19 protein-coding genes and 1 tRNA gene are annotated in these 19,132 nt (G+C 66.1%); 8 read left to right on the top strand and 12 right to left on the bottom strand.

Translation table 11 applies throughout. The features are described 5' to 3' along the window. Window positions 1–32: 32 nt before the first annotated feature. Together PIN01S_RS07000 and PIN01S_RS06995 are read right to left on the bottom strand one after the other, a co-directional pair. Window positions 33–1,109, bottom strand: coding sequence for an LOG family protein (locus PIN01S_RS07000; protein WP_084334736.1), 1,077 nt, complete (start codon window positions 1,107–1,109; stop codon window positions 33–35). Between the two features lie 200 nt (window positions 1,110–1,309). Then, window positions 1,310–2,713, bottom strand: coding sequence for an MBL fold metallo-hydrolase RNA specificity domain-containing protein (locus PIN01S_RS06995; RefSeq protein WP_084334734.1), 1,404 nt, complete (start codon window positions 2,711–2,713; stop codon window positions 1,310–1,312). A 127-nt stretch (window positions 2,714–2,840) separates the two neighbouring features. Between PIN01S_RS06995 and PIN01S_RS06990 the strand changes: the two genes are divergently transcribed. Then, window positions 2,841–5,246, top strand: coding sequence for a phosphoketolase family protein (locus PIN01S_RS06990; RefSeq protein ID WP_084334732.1), 2,406 nt, complete (start codon window positions 2,841–2,843; stop codon window positions 5,244–5,246). A gap of 133 nt (window positions 5,247–5,379) precedes the next feature. Continuing rightward, window positions 5,380–5,571: a hypothetical protein gene (locus PIN01S_RS06985; protein WP_084334730.1), complete on the top strand. Its 192-nt coding sequence runs from the start codon at window positions 5,380–5,382 to the stop codon at window positions 5,569–5,571. A 34-nt stretch (window positions 5,572–5,605) separates the two neighbouring features. Here the strand turns inward: PIN01S_RS06985 and PIN01S_RS06980 are convergent, their stop codons facing one another. Then, window positions 5,606–6,007, bottom strand: a complete 402-nt coding sequence (locus tag PIN01S_RS06980) for a quorum-sensing-regulated virulence factor family protein (protein WP_084334728.1) — start codon at window positions 6,005–6,007, stop codon at window positions 5,606–5,608. A 321-nt stretch (window positions 6,008–6,328) separates the two neighbouring features. Here PIN01S_RS06980 and PIN01S_RS06975 point away from each other — a divergent pair, with 321 nt between their 5' ends. Beyond that, window positions 6,329–7,996, top strand: a complete 1,668-nt coding sequence (locus PIN01S_RS06975) for an OmpP1/FadL family transporter (protein ID WP_084334727.1) — start codon at window positions 6,329–6,331, stop codon at window positions 7,994–7,996. A gap of 59 nt (window positions 7,997–8,055) precedes the next feature. Further along, complete coding sequence (locus PIN01S_RS06970) at window positions 8,056–8,805, top strand: tRNA-uridine aminocarboxypropyltransferase (protein WP_084334726.1); 750 nt, start codon at window positions 8,056–8,058, stop codon at window positions 8,803–8,805. Window positions 8,806–8,984: 179 nt separating this feature from the next. Here the strand turns inward: PIN01S_RS06970 and PIN01S_RS06965 are convergent, their stop codons facing one another. Further along, complete coding sequence (locus tag PIN01S_RS06965; protein WP_425287669.1) at window positions 8,985–9,986, bottom strand: DMT family transporter; 1,002 nt, start codon at window positions 9,984–9,986, stop codon at window positions 8,985–8,987. A gap of 161 nt (window positions 9,987–10,147) precedes the next feature. Between PIN01S_RS06965 and erdR the strand changes: the two genes are divergently transcribed. After that, window positions 10,148–10,801 (top strand): response regulator transcription factor ErdR, encoded by a 654-nt coding sequence (gene erdR, locus PIN01S_RS06960; protein ID WP_084334723.1) that lies wholly within the window; start codon window positions 10,148–10,150, stop codon window positions 10,799–10,801. 89 nt (window positions 10,802–10,890) lie between these two features. Beyond that, window positions 10,891–11,262 (top strand): diacylglycerol kinase, encoded by a 372-nt coding sequence (locus PIN01S_RS06955; RefSeq protein ID WP_170837174.1) that lies wholly within the window; start codon window positions 10,891–10,893, stop codon window positions 11,260–11,262. A 7-nt stretch (window positions 11,263–11,269) separates the two neighbouring features. Here PIN01S_RS06955 and PIN01S_RS06950 read toward each other — a convergent pair whose 3' ends face one another. Beyond that, window positions 11,270–12,196 (bottom strand): LysR family transcriptional regulator, encoded by a 927-nt coding sequence (locus tag PIN01S_RS06950; protein WP_084334720.1) that lies wholly within the window; start codon window positions 12,194–12,196, stop codon window positions 11,270–11,272. A gap of 117 nt (window positions 12,197–12,313) precedes the next feature. Here PIN01S_RS06950 and fpr point away from each other — a divergent pair, with 117 nt between their 5' ends. Then, entirely contained in the window at window positions 12,314–13,090 is a 777-nt protein-coding gene (fpr, locus tag PIN01S_RS06945; RefSeq protein WP_084334718.1) for a ferredoxin-NADP reductase, read from the top strand. Window positions 13,091–13,145: 55 nt separating this feature from the next. On the opposite strand, the gene tsaA is transcribed toward fpr, so the two are convergent. The 7 genes from tsaA to dinB form a co-directional block, all read right to left on the bottom strand. Beyond that, window positions 13,146–13,838: a tRNA (N6-threonylcarbamoyladenosine(37)-N6)-methyltransferase TrmO gene (tsaA, locus tag PIN01S_RS06940; RefSeq protein WP_084334716.1), complete on the bottom strand. Its 693-nt coding sequence runs from the start codon at window positions 13,836–13,838 to the stop codon at window positions 13,146–13,148. Window positions 13,839–13,880: 42 nt separating this feature from the next. Then, window positions 13,881–14,078: a hypothetical protein gene (locus tag PIN01S_RS06935; protein ID WP_084334715.1), complete on the bottom strand. Its 198-nt coding sequence runs from the start codon at window positions 14,076–14,078 to the stop codon at window positions 13,881–13,883. A 48-nt stretch (window positions 14,079–14,126) separates the two neighbouring features. Next, the gene (locus PIN01S_RS06930; RefSeq protein WP_084334713.1) at window positions 14,127–14,915 is read right to left on the bottom strand and encodes a DUF2182 domain-containing protein; all 789 of its coding nucleotides are present in this window, start codon (window positions 14,913–14,915) and stop codon (window positions 14,127–14,129) included. 2 nt (window positions 14,916–14,917) lie between these two features. Continuing rightward, window positions 14,918–15,553: a DUF1326 domain-containing protein gene (locus tag PIN01S_RS06925; RefSeq protein ID WP_084334711.1), complete on the bottom strand. Its 636-nt coding sequence runs from the start codon at window positions 15,551–15,553 to the stop codon at window positions 14,918–14,920. Window positions 15,554–15,665: 112 nt separating this feature from the next. After that, on the bottom strand, window positions 15,666–16,436 hold the full coding sequence (locus PIN01S_RS06920; protein WP_084334710.1) for an SDR family oxidoreductase: 771 nt from the start codon (window positions 16,434–16,436) through the stop codon (window positions 15,666–15,668). A 117-nt stretch (window positions 16,437–16,553) separates the two neighbouring features. Next, window positions 16,554–17,768, bottom strand: a complete 1,215-nt coding sequence (locus PIN01S_RS06915) for an MFS transporter (protein ID WP_084334709.1) — start codon at window positions 17,766–17,768, stop codon at window positions 16,554–16,556. 74 nt (window positions 17,769–17,842) lie between these two features. Then, window positions 17,843–18,898, bottom strand: coding sequence for a DNA polymerase IV (gene dinB / locus PIN01S_RS06910; RefSeq protein ID WP_084334707.1), 1,056 nt, complete (start codon window positions 18,896–18,898; stop codon window positions 17,843–17,845). A gap of 144 nt (window positions 18,899–19,042) precedes the next feature. Here dinB and PIN01S_RS06905 point away from each other — a divergent pair. Beyond that, window positions 19,043–19,119: transfer RNA gene (locus tag PIN01S_RS06905), tRNA-Met, on the top strand. Window positions 19,120–19,132: the final 13 nt, after the last annotated feature.

Here is a 19,132-nt window from a genome sequence, read left to right as displayed (position 1 = left end):
CCTGACAGGCCGGCGCGCTGGCGTTCGGGGTGTCAGGCCTTGGCCCAGTGCTGGGAGAGGTTGATGAAGTCGAGCAGTTCGCGCAGGCGGCCGTGGTCGCGGCCGTTGAAGGTGAAGGCCAGGCGGGCCAGGTGGCAAAGCTCCGGTTCGTCCTGCTCGGTTTCGCAGGAGGGCTGCTGTTCGAAGCTACCGCTGAGGCAGAGGTCGGCGAAGTTCTCTCGCAGTTCCGCCAGTGCCGCGTCGCTCAGCGGATGGTTCATGCGCACGACGAACAGGTCCTTGACCCAGCGGCTGGAGTGGAAGTTGCGATAGAACTGGGCGATTTCCGCCGCGGCATCCTCGGCGCTGTGCACCAGGCGGATCAGGTGCATGTCGCTGGGCAGGATGTAGCGGTTTTCCTCCAGCTGGGCACGCATGAATTCCAGGGCATGCGTCCAGTAGGTGCCGCCGGGTTCGTCCAGCAGGACCACCGGGACCAGCGGGCTCTTGCCGGTCTGGATCAGGGTCAGCACTTCCAGCGCCTCGTCCAGGGTGCCGAAGCCGCCGGGGCAGAGCACCAGGGCGTCGGCCTCCTTGACGAAGAACAGCTTGCGCACGAAGAAGAAGTGGAACGACAGCAGGTTCTCCGTGCCGTCCACCGTGGGGTTGGCGTGCTGCTCGAAGGGCAGGGTGATGTTGAAGCCGAGGCTGTTGTTCAGGCCGGCGCCTTCATGGGCGGCGGCCATGATCCCGCCGCCGGCGCCGGTGATGACCATCATGTCGTAGCGCGCCAGGGTGGCGCCCAGTTCGCGGGCCAGGGCGTACAGCGGATGTTCCAGTGGCGTACGCGCCGAGCCGAACACGGTGACCTTGCGGCGCCGCTTGAACTGTTCGAGGCGGCTGAAGGCGTGCTCCATCTCGCGCAGGGTCTGCAGCATGATCTTGGCGTCCCAGCGGTTGCGGTCGGCCTGGGCCATGCGGATCACGGTGAGCAGCATTTCGCGGTAAAGCGGCAGGTTGGGGCTGGTATCGGGGACGGACAGGGTGACCAATTCGTCGATCTTGCTGGCGAGATCGACCCCGCTGGTCTGGAAGTGGCGGGAAAGGTAATCGTCCGGTTCGTAGGGCATTCGACTTCTCCTTGTACATCAGGGAATGTTGGACACCGGCGAAGCGGCGTCTACTCCCCAGGGCTGCCGCCGTCGCGGTGTGAATGCACCGGAGCGCCGACAGGTTCTGCATTATGCCGCAGGCGCCAGCCGAAACTGGCGATCGGGCCGCACTCGAGTACGGCGACGCCGGCGGAGTTGCCAGGAACCGTCGGCGTCGTTCAGAGGGCTATCTGTTCTCCTGGTTCCGGAATGTTGGCGATCCAATCGAGGCGCTCGCGCAGGGCGGCTTGCAGGGCCTGCATCTTTTCGAGTTCCCCATGTACCAAGTAAAGCTCAGGATGGTGATCGAAGTGTTTCACCCAATCGAGCAGTTGCGATTGCCCGGCATGCGCCGAGAAGCCGCCGAGGGTGTGCACCTTGGCTTTCACTGCGATGCGCTGGTGCAGCACGCGCACGGTGCTGGCGCCTTCGACGATGGCGCGGCCGAGGGTGCCCTTGGCCTGGAAGCCGGGGAACACGATGTGGCATTCCTCGCGCCAGAGGTTGTGCTTGAAGTGCTGGACGATCCGCCCGCCGGTGCACATGCCGCTGCCGGCGATGATGATGGCGCCGCGCTTGATGCGGTTGATCGCCATGGACTCCTCCGGCGTCGGGGTGGTGCGCAGGATCGGCAGCCAGTCTTCCACGCGCTTGACCCCATGGGCCTGGAGTTCGGCGCGGTCGGCCGGATCGAAGGAACCGTGGTAGCGCGAGTAGATGGCGTTGGCACGGATCGCCATGGGGCTGTCGAGGAACACCGCCTGCTGGGGTAGCCGGCCTTCCTGGTAAAAGCGGCCGAGGTAGTAGATGAGGTCCTGGGTGCGGCCGACGGCGAAGGCCGGGATCAGCACGTTGCCGCCGTCGCGGTGGGCGGCTTGGAGGATCTCGGCCAGCTCGTCCAGGGTGTCCGCACTGCAGCGGTGGTCGCGGTCGCCATAGGTGGATTCGAGCAGCACCACGTCGGCGCGGGTGAGGGTGGCCGGGTCCTTCATCAGGGGCGAGCAGGTGTTGCCCAGGTCGCCGGAGAACACCAAGTGGCGGGTGATGTGGTGGTCCTGCACCGCCAGTTCGACGATGGCCGAGCCGAGGATGTGGCCGGCATCGTGGTAGGTCACGCTCACGCCCTTCGCCACCTCGTGGGCCTGGCCGTAGGGCAGGGGGTGGAGACGCTTCAGGGTGTTCTCGGTGTCGGCCACGGTATAAAGCGGATTGACCGGCGGCTTGCCCAGGCGGGCGCGCCACTTGCTTTCCCACTCGGCATCCTTTTCCTGGATGTTGGCGGCGTCCAGCAGCATCAGCTCCATCAGGTCGCAGGTCGCCTCGGTGGCGAAGATCGGGCCGCGATAGCCCTTGGCGACCAGCTTGGGCAGCAGCCCGGTGTGGTCGAGGTGGGCGTGGGAGATCACCACGGCGTCCAAGGTCTTCGGATCGAAGGCGAAGGGCGCGCGGTTGCCTTCCTCTTCTTCGCGGCGTCCCTGGCGCATGCCGCAATCGAGCAGTACCCGCGCGCCGTCGCGGCTTTCGATCAGATAGCAGGAACCGGTGACCTGTTGGATGGCACCGAGGAAACTGAGCAAGGCCATGGCTACTTCCTTCTATGTGATGTCCCGATAGCCTGTCAGCGCCCTCGCGGGGCCGTGTTGATGCATATCAGCATCGGCGTCATGTGAGCTGCCTAGACTTGATCCCATCAACTCACGGAGCCCTCACATGCATCAGATACTGCCGAGCCAGGCCGAGCTGGCCGAACATGCCCGGGCCGAACCGACTTTCGCCGAGTGGCAGGCGGGGTACGGTCCTTTTCAGCATAGTGCCCAGACCCAGGCCGCGGTGTTCCGCTTCGCTCACCAACTGGTGCAGGCCGGCCGCCAGCCGGACCTGGCCAGTGTCTACCGCACCCTGCATGCCCTCGACCGGCTGAGTGCTGCCGGCCTCTGGCTGGTGGTGCACATGACCTACGCCCGGCGAGTACGGCGGGATGGCGAGCCGCTGGCGATGGAGGATTTCAAGCCGAGTCCGGAGGGGCACACCGGCGGGGCGTTGAACATGGTGCCGGCCTATGCCGGCTACCTCGCGCTCAACGCGCTCAGCGGCGACACCCGCGGCTGGCTGATGGGCCAGGGCCACTGCGTGGCGGCCATCGAGGCGCTCAACCTGCTCACCGGCAATCAGCATCCGGAACAGACCGAGCGCTATGGCTTCGACGACGAAGGGCTGAACCGGCTGGTACAGGACTTCTATAGCTACGCCCAGGCGCCGGACGGGGCGCCCGGCGTGCCGCTGGGCAGCCACGTCAACCCGCACACCGCCGGCGGGATCGCCGAGGGCGGTTACCTCGGCTTTGCCGAGTTGCAATACGCCCACCTGCCGCTGCCCGGGGAGACCTTGGTGGCCTTCCTCTCCGATGGGGCCGCCGAAGAGCAGCGCGGCAGCGACTGGATGCCGCGCTGGTGGCGGGCCGAGGATTGCGGCACGGCGCTGCCGGTGATGATCGCCAACGGTCGGCGCATCGAACAGCGCACCGAGCTGGGCACCCACGAGGGGCTGGAAGGTTTCCGTCAGCACCTGCGGCGTTGCGGCTTCGACCCGATCACCTTCGACGGTCGCGATCCGGCGGCCTTCGTCTGCACCCTGTGGGAAATGGAGCAACGACTGGCGCGACGGGTCCAGGAGAAGAACAGCGGCATCCTGCACTATCCCTTGCCGATCCCCTATGCCATCGCCGAGACGGAAAAGGGCTTCGGCTTCTACGGTGCCGGCAGCAATGCGGCCCACAACCTGCCGCTGCCGGGCAATCCCTCGCGCGATGCCGAGGCCTGCCGTCTGTTCAACGAACACGCCGCACCGCTGCACGTGCCGATGGCGGAACTGGACAGCGCTCGCCAATGCTTCGCGGCCTTGCGCCAGGGACGCCCGCTGGAACGCGACAACCCACTGGCGGTACGCCGGCCGGCGGAGCCGGTGATGCCGGAGTTGCACTACCGGGACGACGCCTGTTCGCCGATGGCGGCGCTGGACCGTTTCTTCGTCGACCTGGTGAAGGCGAATCCGGAGTTGCGGCCACGGGTGGGCAATCCCGACGAACTGGCCAGCAACCGGCTGGGCGGGGTGCTCGACGCACTGAAACATCGTGTCTGCGAACCGGAAAACGCCCACGAAGCGCTGGACGGCAAAGTAATCACCGCGCTCAACGAGGAAGCGGTGGTCTCCGCCTGCCTGGCCAACCAGGGCGGGCTGAACCTGGTGGCCAGCTACGAAGCCTTCTGCGTGAAGATGCTCGGGGCGGTGCGCCAGGCACTGATCTTCGCCCGCCAGCAGAAGGAAGCCGGACGTCCGGCGGGTTGGCTCGGCTGGCCGCTGGTGGCCACCTCGCACACCTGGGAAAACGGCAAGAACCAGCAGTCCCACCAGGACACCACCTTCTGCGAAGCCCTGCTCGGCGAGATGAGCGATGCGGTGCGGGTGCTGTTCCCGGCCGACCACAACAGCCTGCTGGCCTTGCTGCCGTCGATCTATCGGGCGCGTGGCCAACTGGCTTGCGTGGTGGCCCCCAAGCGCGAACGGCCGGCGGTGTTCGATCGCGCCCAGGCCGAGCAACTGGCCTGCGACGGGGCGCTGGTGGTGGAGGAACAGTCCGGCAGCGAGCCGCTGCTGCTGATCGCCAACGGCAGTTATCAACTGGCGGAAATGCGTCGCGCCGCGGTGCGCCTGCGCGAGGCCGGTTATCCGTATCGGCTGGTCTATCTGCAGGAGCCGGGGCGTTTTCGGGCACCGCGCGACCGTCTGGAGCTGGAAGCGGTGGCCGAGCAGTCACTGATCGAGCGGTTGTTCCCGGATAGTCACGTCCGCCGCGTGCTGCTCACCCACATGCGCCCGGAAGTGGCGCGCGGGCACCTCTGGCCGATCCTGCCGGATGCCGCCAACAGCGCGGTCCTGGGCTATCGCAACCGGGGCGGTACCTTCGACGAGGCGGGTATGCAATTCGTCAATCGCGCCACCTGGGCCAATGTCCTGGCGGCCTGCGCACGGCTGATGGATGTACCGCGTACCGCGCTGCTGACACCGGACGAAGCGGCCGCCGTGGCCGGCAAGGGCGATCCGCGGGTGTTGCGCTGATACCGGCTGGCAGCTTCGGCTACCGCTAGTCAGTCGCGTTGGCCCAAGGCTGTAAAAAGCCACCCTCTGGCTCTACGCTGCACATTGCCGCCGACATAAGCGAGCCGGCGGCATTCGGAGACAGGGAGGGACCATGCCGAAGATCACACTGGAGATCGATGTGCAGCTCTATCGCCTGCTGCAGCAGGCGGCGCGGGGAAGCGGCCATAGTCTGGAAGAGGAATGCCTCCGCCGCCTCGAGAGCGAGGGGCGACGCTCCCGTCATATCGAAGCCCTGCTCGCCGACCTGCGCGCACAAGCCGAACCTCGGCGCTCGCGGGGCTGAGAGCCCTACGATCCGGTTCTGAGCGCCGCGCGCGTCACTGCAACCCGCAATCCGCCTTGTTGAAGCGCTCGGTGGCCACCGGGCGATTGCTCTTGTACTCGCTGAACTGATAACGCAGCACCGCCCCCCTCGCCAGCAACTGGCGGTACCCGGTGTTGCGGCAGACGCTGGCGGCAAGTTGCTTGCGGACTGCTTCCGGGTTGGCGCGCATCTGCTCGGCGTGGCTGGCGCGCACGCTCAGGTGGTTGATCAGTTCGCTGCCTTCCACGGTGTAACCCTGGTCGAGGATGTCCTCGTTGATCGCTCGCGGCGTGCCGACGCTGCTTTCCTGCGCCACCTTCTCGAGCATGCTGTTCAGCTCGAAATCCTTGAGCGAGGCGGCCTGGACGCCGAACGGCAGGGCGAGGCAGAGGGCGAGGGTGGTAAAGCGACGCATGGGGTTCTCCTGAACGATTCGAAAGCCGTTTGACCGGCCGCAGCATTGTGCGTTCTCCGGCGGCGGATGTCGCCTGCCGGAAGGTGTTACCGATAGGGACAACACACTCTCCGGCCGTCGGGACGGGCACGACCAAAGATCGGGGAAAGCCTGCCGGCAGCGGACAGTCACAACTGTGCGCCGTCCATCGGCGTTGCACACCCAGGAGCCGCCATCCCCGCCGCGCAAGGCGGGCCAGGAGCGTTTTCTTCTCCGCCTCAGCGGAGTGGCGGCCTATTGCCTGGCCGGTGCCCATTCCGCTCGTTGCAGGAGTCGAGAACAATGACAATAGCTCTCCAACCCCGTTCGCTGGCTTTCCTCGCCGGTGCCTTGCTGGTACTGCCGGCGTCGCAGTCACTGGCATCGGGTTACCACTTCGGATCGCAATCGGTATCGGCACAGGGCACCGCCCATGCCAACGGCGCCGAGGCCGCGGACCCGTCGACGATCTTCTACAACCCCGCCGGCCTGGCGCGCCTGCCCGGCACCCAGGTGACCGGCGGTATGAGCATCTTGCTGCCGCGCGGCGATTACGAGGATGGCGGCAGCACCGACGTGTTCGGCAATCCGGTGGAGGGAGATGCGGGCTCCTACCTGCCGGACGCCGCTGCCGCGCCGAACTTCTACTTTTCTCGCCAGCTCAACGACAACATCACCGTTGGCCTGGGCATCTTCGTGCCGTTCGGCGCCAAGCTGGATTACAAGGAGGACTGGAGCGGCCGTTATGGCATTCAGTCGGCCAGCCTGGAGACGGTCAACTTCAACCCGAGCATCGCCTACCGCTTCAACGAGCATCACAGCATCGGCTTCGGTGTATCGGCGCAGTACATCCGCTCCATCCAGCGCGGTGCGGCGGACGTGAAAGGCGCCTCGCGCCAACTGGCCGGCCAGTTCGTCGATGAAAACTACAACGAGACCCGACTGGCCGCGACGGTGCCCGGCCTGGTGGAACTGATCTACGGTGTGCCGGTGCCGGAGCAGATCACCGACTGCCAGGGCGTGGCCGACCGCGATGGTTTCGTCGACTGCGTGGCGAGCAATTTCGCCGACAACGTGGAGGGCGACGGCTATTTCCGCGCCAAGGGTGACGACTGGGGCTTCGGCTGGAACATCGGCTATCTCTGGGAGCCCACCGAGAACACCCGCTTCGGCATCTCGTACCGCTCCAATATCCGTCACACCCTGGAGGGCAAGACCAAGTGGAGTTTCGCCGATGTGAACGGCAGGGTGCCGTCGCCGGATGTCGATCTGGGAGATGGCCTACTGCCGGACCGCGACGCTATCCACCAGATTTTCGATCCGGACAACTGGATCAACCCTGGCGATTTCGCCGCGGCGCGCCTGCATCCCAACTCCAACGGCAAAACCGCCATCGATACGCCGGAAATGCTCTCGATCAGCGCCTTCCACCAGCTCAACCGCAAGGTGGCGCTGATGGCGGACGTCACCTGGACCCGTCATTCGCGGCTGGACGAGGTACGGATCGGCATCGATCAGGTCGATGGCTATCCCTACTTCAACGGCGTCACCGAGGGCGACCTGGCGGTCCAGCAGGACTGGAAGGACACCTACAAGATTTCCCTCGGCATGAACTACCAGTACAGCGACGACCTGCTGCTTCGTACCGGGGTGGCCTACGACAAGTCGCCGGTCAGCAGCACCCAGCTACGCCATCCGGCCTTCCCGGATGCCGACCGTTACTGGCTGTCGTTCGGCGCCAATTACAAGCTGACCCCGGACACCTCAGTGGACCTGGCCTACAGCTTCGTGCAGTTCGACAGCGGCAAGATGGAGTACACCGACAACTGCTCGCCGGCCGGCTGGGTGCCTGGCAGCGGCGGGCTGTACGAAGACAGCGGCGTGCGTTGCACTGGCAACGGCGGCACCTACAAGGGCGAATACAAGACGCATATCCACTTCTTCGGGCTGGCGCTCAACCATAGCTTCTGAGACGGCTGCCGAAAGGGCCTCTGGTAGACTGTCGGCTTTTCCTCCCCGTGGTTTTGCCGATGTCCGCCGTGTTCCCCGATCGCTCCAGGACCCATGCCGTTGCGCGCTTGCGCGCCGAGCGCCTGGCCCGTGCCAGTAAACCCTTCCTGGCGCGCGGTTCGCGGGGGGAGCGCTGTCCGGGCTGCCGGGTGCCGTTCAGCCATTGCCTGTGCGCCTGGCGACCGGTGGTGCCGGCGCGTTCCGGCGTCTGTTTGCTGATGCATGACGTGGAGCCACTGAAGCCGAGCAATACGGGTTGGCTGATCGCCGATGTGGTGGCTGACACCGAGGCGTTCGGCTGGCTGCGCACGGCCGTCGATCCGGCCTTGCCGAGCCTGCTCGCCGACCCGCGCTGGCAGCCGTTCCTGGTGTTTCCCGGCGAGTATGCGGCGCCGGAGCGGGTGGTGAGCGAGGTGGTGGTGGAAGAAGGGCGGCGGCCGCTGTTCGTCCTGCTCGACGCCACCTGGACCGAAGCGCGCAAGATGTTCCGCAAGAGCCCCTATCTCGACGGCCTGCCAGTCCTGAGCCTGCAGCCGGAGCAGTTATCGCGCTACCGGTTACGGCGTTCGAAGCGCGACGATCATCTGTGCACCGCCGAAGTCGCCGCGCTCTGCCTCGATCTCGCCGGCGACCGGGACGCGGCCGAGGCGCTGGACGCCTATCTCGATGTGTTCACCGACCACTACCTGGGGGCCAAGCATCGCCGGCCGGTCGATGCCGGTGACGGGGCGCACCGGCGGCTGTCCGCTTTCCTGCCGGCAGGCGACTAGCAGGTAGTTCTTCAACTGCTAGTGGCCTGTGCGGTTAATTGGTTAACTCAAGTTCGGATGACTGAGGTTCTGAGACAAGGCGCCGCGACGAGTCATAGCAGGGCTATGGCGAGGAGCGGCAACGCAGTATCAGGGCCTCAGGCGCCGAAATTGACTAACTGAATTAACCAAACAGGCCACTAGTGGGGCTCCTCGCTCAGCGGCAGGGCACCGGCTTGCGCAGGTCGCGGTGCGGCCTGCTTCGGCCACAGTTGGGCCAGCAGCATGCCGGCGAACATCAGGGCGCAGCCGACATAGCCTTTCAGCGGCAAGCTCTCGCCGAGGATCAGCGCCCCGGCGAGAGCGGCGAATACGGCCTCGAGGGACAGGATGATCGCCGCGTGGGAAGCGATGGCGTGCTTCTGCGCCACCACCTGCAGGGTGAAACCGACGCCGACGGCGAGGATGCCGCCGTAGAGGATCGCCGGCATGGCCTGGCCGATGGCCGTCAGGTCGAACGACTCGAAGACCAGTGCCAGCGGCAGGCTGAGCAGCGAGCAGGTGAGGAATTGCAGGAAGGCCAGGCTGATCGGGTCGTGCCGGCTGGCCAGCGCGCTGACCAGCAGCACATGCACGCCCCAGACCAGCGCGCCGGCCAGTTGCAGCCAGTCGCCGGACGCCACGCTGAAGCCTTCGCCGATGCTCAGCAGGGCCATGCCGACCACCGCCAGGCAGGCGCCGAGCCAGGTGCCGAGGCCGGTGCGCTGGCCGATCAGCAGGCCGAGCAGGGGCACCATGATCACGTAGAGGCCGGTGATGAAGCCGGAGTTGGTTACGCTGGTGAACAGCAGGCCCACCTGCTGCAGGTTGATGCCGATGGCCAGCACCACGCCGAGCAGCATGCCGTTCCACAGCAGCGGGCGGCTGAATGCCAGGCGTCCGCCTGAGCCGCGACGGGCCAGGAGCAGCAGCGGGACCAGCACCAGGGCCCCGAGGGCGAAGCGCAGGCCGGAATAAAGGAACGGGCCGATGGCCTCCATGCCCAGGCGCTGGGCGACGAAGGCGCTGCCCCAGATCATGGCGGTCAGCAACATCAGGAGGTCGGCGCGCAGGGCTGGGTTTCGCATCGTTCTTCTCGGTGGGAAAAGCCGCTGACTTTGCCGCAAAGCGTCGAACTTGACCACCCCGTCACGTCTCGGCATGCTGGGCGCCGCTTCGTGGGCACGAATCGGCAGAAACGACCGGAACCGGTTGCGAGGACGCCCGCCACGAGGCGGCACGTATCGATGCGGAAGCGTTGGGCCGACAGAGCCAGCCAAATGACGGCATAATGACGCATACATAACAAAAAACAGGATCTGCCATGGCTGCTTACGAAATCCTGATTGCCGACGATCACCCGTTGTTCCGCAGCGCCTTGCAACAGGCGCTCACCCTGGGCCTGGGGCCTGATGTCCGTTTGGTCGAGGCTGCCAGCATCGCCGAGCTGGAGGCGCGCCTGGCGGAAAAGACCGATTGGGATCTGGTCCTGCTCGACCTGAACATGCCCGGTGCCTATGGCTTCTCCGGCCTGGTGCTGTTGCGCGGCCAATACCCGCAGATTCCGGTGGTGATGATCTCGGCCCAGGAAGAGGCGGCGGTAGTCGCCCGGGCGCGGGAATTCGGCGCCAGTGGTTTCATCCCCAAGTCCAGCCCGCTGGAAACCATCCAGCAGGCGGTGCGCGCGGTGCTCGACGGCGACGCCTGGTGGCCGCCACAGGCCCAGGAAGAGGTGCGTGTGCCGGACGAAGCGAAGGCCGCCAGCGCCGGCCTGGCCAGTCTGACGCCGCAGCAGTTCCGCGTACTGACCATGGTCTGCGAGGGGCTGCTGAACAAGCAGATCGCCTATGAGCTGAGCGTGTCCGAGGCCACGGTGAAAGCCCACGTCACGGCGATCTTCCGCAAGCTCGGCGTACGCACCCGGACCCAGGCCGCGCTGCTGCTGCAACAGATGGAATCGATTCCCCCCGCCGGTTGAGCGCCTGCACCGCATCGCGGGGGATTTCACGCTTTTTTGACGCGGGCTGGCATAGGCTCCGGTCCCGTTCTCCCACCCGCTGGTAGTCGTTGCGCATGTCGCCATTCAAGGGCCAGACCGGCCTCAAACGCATCTTCAATGCCACTGGTTATTCGCTGGACGGCCTGCGCGCCGCGTTCCAGGGCGAAGCGGCCTTCCGCCAACTGGTGCTGCTCAATCTGGTGCTGATCCCGTTGTCCTTCGTCGTCGAGGTCAGCCGTGGCGAGCGCGCGCTGCTGATTGCCGTGTGCCTGTTGGCATTGATCGTGGAACTGTTCAATTCGGCGGTGGAGGCGGCCATCGACCGGATTTCCCTGGAGCGCCATCCGCTGTCGAAGAACGCCAAGGACATGGGCAGCGCCGCGCAACTGATGACCCTGGGATTGATCGCGGCGGTCTGGTCGGTGATTTTGCTGGGATAACCGGCTCTCAGGCGATGGTCGGCAGCACGATCTGATCGCTACGTTTAACTCCGGCGGTGAGCTGGCGGCACTGGTCGAGAAATTCGCGCATGGCCGCGGTCTGGTACTTCTGCCGATGCCAGATGAAGTAGAACTGGCGGGTGAGGTCCAGTTCCGGCGTTTCCACCGGCACCAGGCTGCCGCGCCGGAAGGCGTCGCGCAGCGCCAGGCGCGAGATGCAGCCGATCCCCAGGCCCGACTCCACGGCCCGCTTGATCGCTTCGGTGTGTTCCAACTCCAGACGAATATTCAGCGCGGTGGGGTGGTGGCGCATGGCCTGGTCGAAGGTCAGGCGGGTGCCGGAGCCCTGTTCGCGGAGAATCCAGGCCTCGCGGGTCAGTTCGTCGAGGCTCGCCTGGCCGCGGCTGGCCAACGGGTGCTGGGGCGCGCAGAACACCACCAGTTCATCTTCCACCCAGCGCTGGACGTCGATGTCCGGGTGCTGGCAGTCGCCTTCGATCAGGCCCAGGTCCAGTTCGTAATGCGCCACTTGGTGAACCACGTGGGCAGTGTTGTGCACGTGCAGTTTTACCCGGCACTCCGGGTGCCGCTGCATGAAGTTGCCGATCAGCAGGGTGGCGAGGTAGTTGCCCACCGTCAGGGTGGCGCCGACCGCCAGGGAGCCGAAGCCGCTCTTGCCGTTGAGCAGGTCCTCGATCTCCTTGGCCTGGTCGAGCAGGGCCACGGCCTGGGGCAATAGTTGCCGGCCCAGGGCGTTCAGACTCAGGCGTTTGCCGGCACGGTCGAACAGTTGGCAATCCGACTGCCGCTCCAGTTCGGTCAGTGAGGTGCTGGCGGCCGACTGCGACAGGGCGAGCGATTCCGCGGCGCGGGACACGCTTTCCTGCTGGGCGACGGCGACGAACACCTGGAGTTGGCGCAGCGTGAATCGCATATCTATATAACCGATAACCTATATCTTAATAATCCATTTAACAGATATTGTGCGGCCTTATAAGATTGCGCGCAATTGTGCCTTTTCAGCATTAGCCTGTGAGCGAGGAAGCCCCGCATGAGCAACCTGAACGTCGAGCGTGTCCTCAGTGTGCACCACTGGAACGACACCCTGTTCAGCTTCAAGACCACCCGCAACCCCGGCCTGCGTTTCGAGAACGGCCAGTTCGTGATGATCGGTCTGGAAGTCAACGGTCGCCCGCTGATGCGTGCCTACAGCATCGCCAGCCCGAACTACGAAGAACACCTGGAGTTCTTCAGCATCAAGGTGCCGGACGGCCCGCTGACCTCGCGCCTGCAGCATCTCAAGGAGGGCGACGAGCTGATGATCAGCCGCAAGCCCACCGGCACTCTGGTGCTGGACGACCTGTTGCCCGGCAAGCACCTTTACCTGCTCAGTACCGGCACCGGTCTGGCGCCCTTCATGAGCGTGATCCAGGACCCGGAAACCTATGAGCGCTACGAAAAGGTAGTGCTGGTGCATGGCGTCCGCTACGTCAATGAAGTCGCCTACCGCGAATTCATCACCGAACACCTGCCGAAGAACGAGTACTTCGGCGAGGCGCTGAGCCAGAAGCTGATCTACTACCCCACGGTGACCCGCGAGCCGTTCGAGAACCAGGGTCGCCTGACCGACCTGATGCGCAGCGGCAAGCTGTTCGCCGACATCGGCCTGCCGCCGATCAACCCGCAGGACGACCGCGCGATGATCTGCGGCAGCCCGAGCATGCTGGACGAGACCAGCCAAGTGCTGGACAGCTTCGGCCTGAAGATTTCCCCGCGCATGGGCGAGCCGGGCGACTACCTGATCGAGCGTGCCTTCGTCGAGAAATAAGCGCCTCTTGTCACGCCAATGCCCGCCATCCGGCGGGCTCTTTGTTGCGTCCGGATCAGGCTTTTATCACAGCGAGTACCCGGATCGTTCCCGGCCGGGGATAGTGCCAGTGCACATCCACGTCCCAGAGACGGGCGCCGTAGCGCCGCTCCGGGCCAGGCTCCTGGTAGGCAGGCCGCGGGTCCTGGGCGAGGCATTGCTCGATCAGCGTCACCAGCGGCTGCTCCAGGCGGGCCTGGTGTTCCCGCGCCTGGATCAGCGCCGCGTCTTCCCACTCCACCGGGATCAGCGCCGGCGCGGCCTCGGCGATGCGGTTGCTGGCGTCCGCCACCCGGTCGGCGTAGGGCACGTAGGGTTTGATGTCGAGCACCGGCGTGCCGTCCAGCAGGTCGATGCCGGACAACCACAGGCGGCCCGCTTCGACCTTTTCCAAACGCACCACCGACTGGCCGATGCCGTTCGGGCGATGCGTCGAGCGGGTGGCGAATACCCCGAGCGACTGATTGCCGCCCAGGCGCGGCGGGCGCACCTTCAACCGTGGCTTGTCTTCCAGCGCTTGGTGGAAGAGGAACAGCAGCCAGACGTGGCTGACCTGCTCCAGACCCTGCACGGCTTCGGCCTGGTCGAACGGCGGCACCAGCTCCAGCACGCCGCGGGCGGCGGGGGCCAGTTGCGGTTGGCGCGGAATGGCGAATTTCTCCTTGAAACAGGAGCGAACGAAACCGATGGGCGTGACGGAGTAGGACATGGTTAGGCTAATGGCGGGAAACGCCGCCATGTTAACGGCGAATCAGTGCGGCTGGCAGCGCGGATTGCGGAACGGGCCGGCGACCTGTTCCCAACCGGGGCCAGGGCTGGTCTGGGCACAGAACAGCGCACCGTTCACCAGGCTGCGCCATTGATACCAGGGGGCCGGTGCGGCATTGCCGGGCTGCGGCAGGGCGAGCAGGGCGGCGATCGGCAGGGCGAGGCGGAGCGGGCGGAACATGCGGTACTCGACGGGAAGACTCACAGCGCCCTTATACCCAGCCGGTGGCTAGGGGAGCAAGAGCGCCGCGCCCCAGCCGACCAACAGCAGCCCGCCGGCGCGACTGAGCCAGAGCCCCAGGGGTAAGGTCTTCTCGAACAGGACGAAGGCGCCGATCAGCGCGACCCACAGCAGGTTCATCACGCCGACGACGAACAGCAACCCCATCAGCGCCCAGCAGCAACCCAGGCACCAGGCGCCATGCGCCAGACCGAGATGCCAGCCACCGGTCACGCCGGGCCGCCAGCCGGTCAGCAGGAACTGCATCGGCCCCCGGCAGCGTTCCAGGCAGGCGGACTTGGCCGGCAGCCATTGCCATACACCGGCGGCGATCAGCAACACGGCGGCCAGGGGCGTGCTGGCGCTGCGCATCTGCACGTCCAGCAGCGCGAGGTGATCGAGACCCCATTGCAGCAGGGTGGCGATCAGGCTGAAACCACCCCATACCACCAGATAGGCGGCGCAGAACAAAACCAGCGCCCAGTGCCGCTGCGGCGACGGCATGCGCCGGCGCAACAGCATCTGATAGAGCAGGAACATGGGCAGGGCGCTGGGCAGCATCATCCCCACCATCATCACCGCCCACATGGCGAACATCAGCGCGGCGTCGCCGACGCTCCATGGCATCGGCATGCCGGCCATCGCCATATCGGCCATCCCGCCAGGGGCCGCCATGACCTCGGTCATCCGTTGCAGGACCAGCCAGGCCAGGGCGAGCAGCAGGAACAGGCAGGCGACGAACACCAACTGTTCCTTCGACATCCCCCTGGCCGGCATCGCGGCCGGCTGCCAAGCCATGCTCAGCGCACCAGGCCGTGGCCGGTGAAGTGGACCCGCGCCAGGTGGCTGTGGCTGCCTTGCGACTGGTACTGCATGGCCGCATGCGTCTGGTAGCTGCCGCTGGCCATTTCCGCCTCGATGAACTCGAAGCCATCCGGCAGCACCAGGCGTGCCCGCTGCGGCGCTCCCGTCACCGGACTGCGGATCGGCTCGCCGCTGGCTTCCAGGACGCCCGGAATACGCAGCCGGGCCAGGCGCTCGTCCACGTCGATGCTCAGCTCGATGGGCACGAACTGAGACTCGAACATTTCGCTGATGGTGGTACTGAAGATCTGGAACACGTTGGCGCCAGGCTCGCTTTCCTGGCCGGACAGGATGGTCAGCAAGGCTTGGCGCTGCGCCTCGTCGGCACGTTCGTCGACGAACGCCTGGCAACTGCCGTTGCCTTCGTGGATGGCGCCCGGCCAGGCGAAGGTGCCGGCCCAGCACAGGCCGTCCAGGTGGGTGTCGCGGAAATGGCCCTGCTCGATGCGCATGGCCACCACGGCCTGGCAGTGGCCGTGGGTGGGGCGTGCACTGAATTGGCAGGGGCAGCCCCAGTTACAGTTGCAGGAAGCAAACTCGACGCCCTGCAGGCGCCAGTCCGCAATGCTCATGACTCACCTCCTCCGCCCGTGGCGAAAGTCGATGTGGGCCCCCATCCAACAATGCTAGCGGAATGATGTCTCTGTGCCAGACAAGCCGACCGGGGGCACGTGCGGTCATGCGCTACAGGTGGAATCCACCGTCGATGGGGATGATCGCGCCGGTCATGTAGGCGCCGGCGCAACTCGCCAGGCTGATCGCCAGCGCGGCCATCTCCTCCTCGCGGCCCCAGCGCTTCATCGGAATCACGGCGGTGTCTTCGGCCAGCGCGTCGGCGTCGTTGGCGATGTGTCGGGTCATCTTGCTGGGGAAGCGCCCCGGAGCGATCACGTTGATGTTGATGTGCTCGCCGACCAGTTCCCGCGCCAGCATGCGCGACAACTGATGCAGCGCCGCCTTGCTAGGCCCGTAGGCATAGGCTTGCTCGCCCATGGCGGTGATGCCCGCCACCGAACCGATGTTGATCACCCGCGCCGGATTGGCGTCGGTGGCGGCCCGGCGCAGCAGCGGCAGCAGTTGCTGGATGCAGCTGAAGACTGAGGTGACGTTGAGCTGCATGACCTTCTCCCAGCCCTTCGCCGGGTAGCTTTCCAGCGGCGCGCCCCAGGTGGTGCCGGCGTTGTTCACCAGGATGTCCAGGCGCTCGACGCGGCTCGCCAGTTCGGCGGCCAGAGCCTTGGCGCCGTCTTCGCTGGAGAGGTCGGCAGCGAGGCCGATGCAGTCGCCGTAGCGGCTCAGTTCTTCGGCGGTGGCGGCGCAGTCCTCGGCATGACGCGCGCAGATGAACACCCGCGCGCCGGCTTCGAGAAAGCCCTGGGCGATCATCCGGCCGATGCCGCGGCTGCCGCCGGTAACCAGGGCGGTACGCCCTTCGAGGCTGAAATACGGGTGCATGGGGACTCCTGGGATCGTGGTCGAAGAGTCCATACCCTAGTCGGCTTCGCGCGGGAGCGAGTGGCTTATCGAAGCGGGGAATGTCCGGCCATCGCCCGTGCGAAGCCAAGGGGATTGTCATTCTCGGTGGTGATTGGATAGCCGGTAAGCCAGCAAACCGAGCGCCGCCACGGCCGAGAATGCCGCGCCGGCGAAGAAAGTGACGGCCGGGCCAAAGGCACTCCACAGTGCGCCGGCAATCAGACTGGCGAGCAGCAAGGCGCCGCCGCTGACCAGGTTGAACAGCCCGAAGGCCGTGCCGCGCAGGTCCTCGGGCGCGGTATCGGCCACCAGCTTGGCCAGCAGCCCCTGTGTGAGGGCCATGTGCAGGCCCCAGAGCGCTGCGCCGAGCAACACCTGCGAGACCCCGGTGGCGAAGGCCAGCAGCAGGTCGGCGACGATCAGCAGGCCCAGCCCCGCCAGCAGCAGCCCGAGCGGGCCGAAGCGATCGGCGGCGGCGCCGGCCGGATAGGAGCAGGCGGCGTAGAACAGATTCATCACGATCATCGTCAACGGCACGAAGCCGATCGACAGGCCGACATCCTGGGCGCGGAGCAGCAGGAAGGCTTCGCTGAAGCGGGCCAGGGTGAACAGGGCGCCGAGCAGGACCACCAGCCAGAAGCGCAGCGGCAGGCGCTTCGCATCCGTCAGGTGCAACCGGGGCGCGGCCGTCTCCGCCGTCGAGGCCCGCTCCGGCTCCCGCACATAGGCCAGCAGCAGGCCGACCGCGACGAAGGCGGGCAGCACGGCGATCCACATCACCGCCTGCAAATCGTTCAGCCAGAGCATGAACAGCATCGCCAGCAGTGGGCCGAGCAGCGCACCCAGCGAATCGAGCCCCTGGCGCAGGCCATAGGCCGCACCGCGCAGACGGGCCGGGACCAGGTCGGCGATCAGCGCATCGCGCGGCGCGCCGCGGATGCCCTTGCCGATCCGGTCGACGAAGCGCGCAGCGAATACCCAGCCGATCGAGCCGGCCAGCGGAAACACCGGTTTGGTGAAGGCCGCCAGGGCGTATCCCAGCACCACCAAGGGTTTGCGCCGCCCGAGGTAGTCGCTGAGGGTGCCGGAGAACACCTTGCTGATGGCGGCCGTCGCTTCGGCGATGCCTTCGATCAGGCCGACGGTGACCATCGAGGTGCCGAGCACACTGACCATGAAGATCGGCAGGAGGCTGTGGATCAGCTCGGACGAGATATCCATGAACATCGAGGCGAAGCCCAGCGCCCAGATGCCCGGTGGCAAGGCGCGCCAGGAGGCGGTTCGGGCCGGGGTGGCGAGGCGAGGGTCCATGGTCCGTCCGGTCGGGAAGGTCTCCCTGATTCAAGCAGAGACGGCGAGGTTGCGCCTGCGTCAGGACGGCGCGCTCAGCGCTCGAACAGTTCCAGTTGTTCGTGACGGCCGCGCAGGTCGATCAGCCGCACGCCGACGCCGAGCAGGCGCACCGGCCGGGCGCCGCGGGCAAAGGCGGCACTGAGCAGCAGTTTGAAGCTCTCCAGATCGCGGCCGGCGCCGGCCTGCTCCAGGGTGGTCTGGGTGAAGTCATGGAACTTCACCTTCACGAAGGGCTTGTCCGGCCGGTAACTGTTGTCCAGCCGCGCCAGCCGACCATGCAGTTCCTCCACCAGGCCGGGCAGTTGTTCGAGGCAGGCGGCCAGGTCCGGCAGGTCGTGGTCGTAGGTGTTCTCCACACTCAGCGACTGGCGGCGGCTGTCCACTTGGACCGGCCGGTTATCGATGCCGCGCGCCAGGTTCCACAGGCGTTCGCCGAAACTGCCGAACTCGCGCGCCAGGGCCAGCTTGCTCCATTCGCGCAGATCCGCGCAGGTGCCGATGCCGAGGCGGCCCAGTTTGTCCGCCGTGACCTTGCCGACGCCGTGCAGCTTGCTCACCGGCAGGGCGGCGACGAAGTCTTCCACCTGGTCCGGGGTGATCACGTAGAGCCCGTTGGGCTTGCGCCAGTCGCTGGCGATCTTGGCGAGGAACTTGTTCGGCGCCACCCCGGCGGACACCGTGATATGCAGCTCTTCCTGGACGCGTTGGCGGATAGCTTGGGCGATGCGGGTGGCGCTGCCGGAGAAGTGGGTGCTGTCGGACACGTCGAGATAGGCTTCGTCCAGCGATAGCGGCTCGATGATGTCCGTGTAATCCCGGAATATCCGCTGGATTTCCCGGGAGGCGGCCCGGTAGGCGTCGAAGCGTGGCTTGACGATCAGCAGGTCGGGACAGAGCTTGAGCGCATGCCGCGACGACATCGCCGAGCGCACGCCATAGGCGCGGGCTTCGTAGTTACAGGTGGCGATCACTCCGCGGCGGTCGGCCGAGCCGCCAACGGCGAGGGGGCGATCGGCTAGGCGCGGGTCGTCACGCATCTCGATGGCGGCGTAGAAACAGTCGCAGTCGACGTGGATGATCTTGCGCACGGAAACTCCGCAAAGCCCCGCCCGGCATGGGCTGGAGCCCGGCAGTGTAGCATCGGCGCGGCGCTAAACGTCTGAACGAAAACAGTTTTTTCGACGATAACAGTTGACAGCCCGGCTTTGGGCTGTAGAATGCCGACCCACAGACGCGGGATGGAGCAGTCTGGTAGCTCGTCGGGCTCATAACCCGAAGGTCGTTGGTTCAAATCCAGCTCCCGCAACCACTTTCAAAAAGGC

This window comes from Pseudomonas indica NBRC 103045 (assembly GCF_002091635.1).
GTDB classification, from domain to species: domain Bacteria; phylum Pseudomonadota; class Gammaproteobacteria; order Pseudomonadales; family Pseudomonadaceae; genus Pseudomonas_M; species Pseudomonas_M indica.
The sequence above is the reverse complement of the archived record's forward strand: the minus strand, read 5'-3'. Positions and strand labels throughout refer to the sequence as shown.

Bases quoted from the DNA above. Each gene is read 5' to 3' on its own strand.
- PIN01S_RS06930 (WP_084334713.1), bottom strand. From the start codon at position 14,915: ATGGCTTGGCAGCCGGCCGCGATGCCGGCCAGGGGGATGTCGAAGGAA.
- PIN01S_RS06965 (WP_425287669.1), bottom strand. From the start codon at position 9,986: ATGCCGAGACGTGACGGGGTGGTCAAGTTCGACGCTTTGCGGCAAAGT.
- PIN01S_RS06990 (WP_084334732.1), top strand. From the start codon at position 2,841: ATGCATCAGATACTGCCGAGCCAGGCCGAGCTGGCCGAACATGCCCGG.
- PIN01S_RS07000 (WP_084334736.1), bottom strand. From the start codon at position 1,109: ATGCCCTACGAACCGGACGATTACCTTTCCCGCCACTTCCAGACCAGC.
- PIN01S_RS06920 (WP_084334710.1), bottom strand. From the start codon at position 16,436: ATGCACCCGTATTTCAGCCTCGAAGGGCGTACCGCCCTGGTTACCGGC.
- PIN01S_RS06950 (WP_084334720.1), bottom strand. From the start codon at position 12,196: ATGCGATTCACGCTGCGCCAACTCCAGGTGTTCGTCGCCGTCGCCCAG.
- tsaA (WP_084334716.1), bottom strand. From the start codon at position 13,838: ATGTCCTACTCCGTCACGCCCATCGGTTTCGTTCGCTCCTGTTTCAAG.
- PIN01S_RS06975 (WP_084334727.1), top strand. From the start codon at position 6,329: ATGACAATAGCTCTCCAACCCCGTTCGCTGGCTTTCCTCGCCGGTGCC.
- PIN01S_RS06935 (WP_084334715.1), bottom strand. From the start codon at position 14,078: ATGTTCCGCCCGCTCCGCCTCGCCCTGCCGATCGCCGCCCTGCTCGCC.
- erdR (WP_084334723.1), top strand. From the start codon at position 10,148: ATGGCTGCTTACGAAATCCTGATTGCCGACGATCACCCGTTGTTCCGC.
- PIN01S_RS06995 (WP_084334734.1), bottom strand. From the start codon at position 2,713: ATGGCCTTGCTCAGTTTCCTCGGTGCCATCCAACAGGTCACCGGTTCC.
- PIN01S_RS06985 (WP_084334730.1), top strand. From the start codon at position 5,380: ATGCCGAAGATCACACTGGAGATCGATGTGCAGCTCTATCGCCTGCTG.
- PIN01S_RS06970 (WP_084334726.1), top strand. From the start codon at position 8,056: ATGTCCGCCGTGTTCCCCGATCGCTCCAGGACCCATGCCGTTGCGCGC.
- PIN01S_RS06980 (WP_084334728.1), bottom strand. From the start codon at position 6,007: ATGCGTCGCTTTACCACCCTCGCCCTCTGCCTCGCCCTGCCGTTCGGC.
- PIN01S_RS06915 (WP_084334709.1), bottom strand. From the start codon at position 17,768: ATGGACCCTCGCCTCGCCACCCCGGCCCGAACCGCCTCCTGGCGCGCC.
- fpr (WP_084334718.1), top strand. From the start codon at position 12,314: ATGAGCAACCTGAACGTCGAGCGTGTCCTCAGTGTGCACCACTGGAAC.
- PIN01S_RS06925 (WP_084334711.1), bottom strand. From the start codon at position 15,553: ATGAGCATTGCGGACTGGCGCCTGCAGGGCGTCGAGTTTGCTTCCTGC.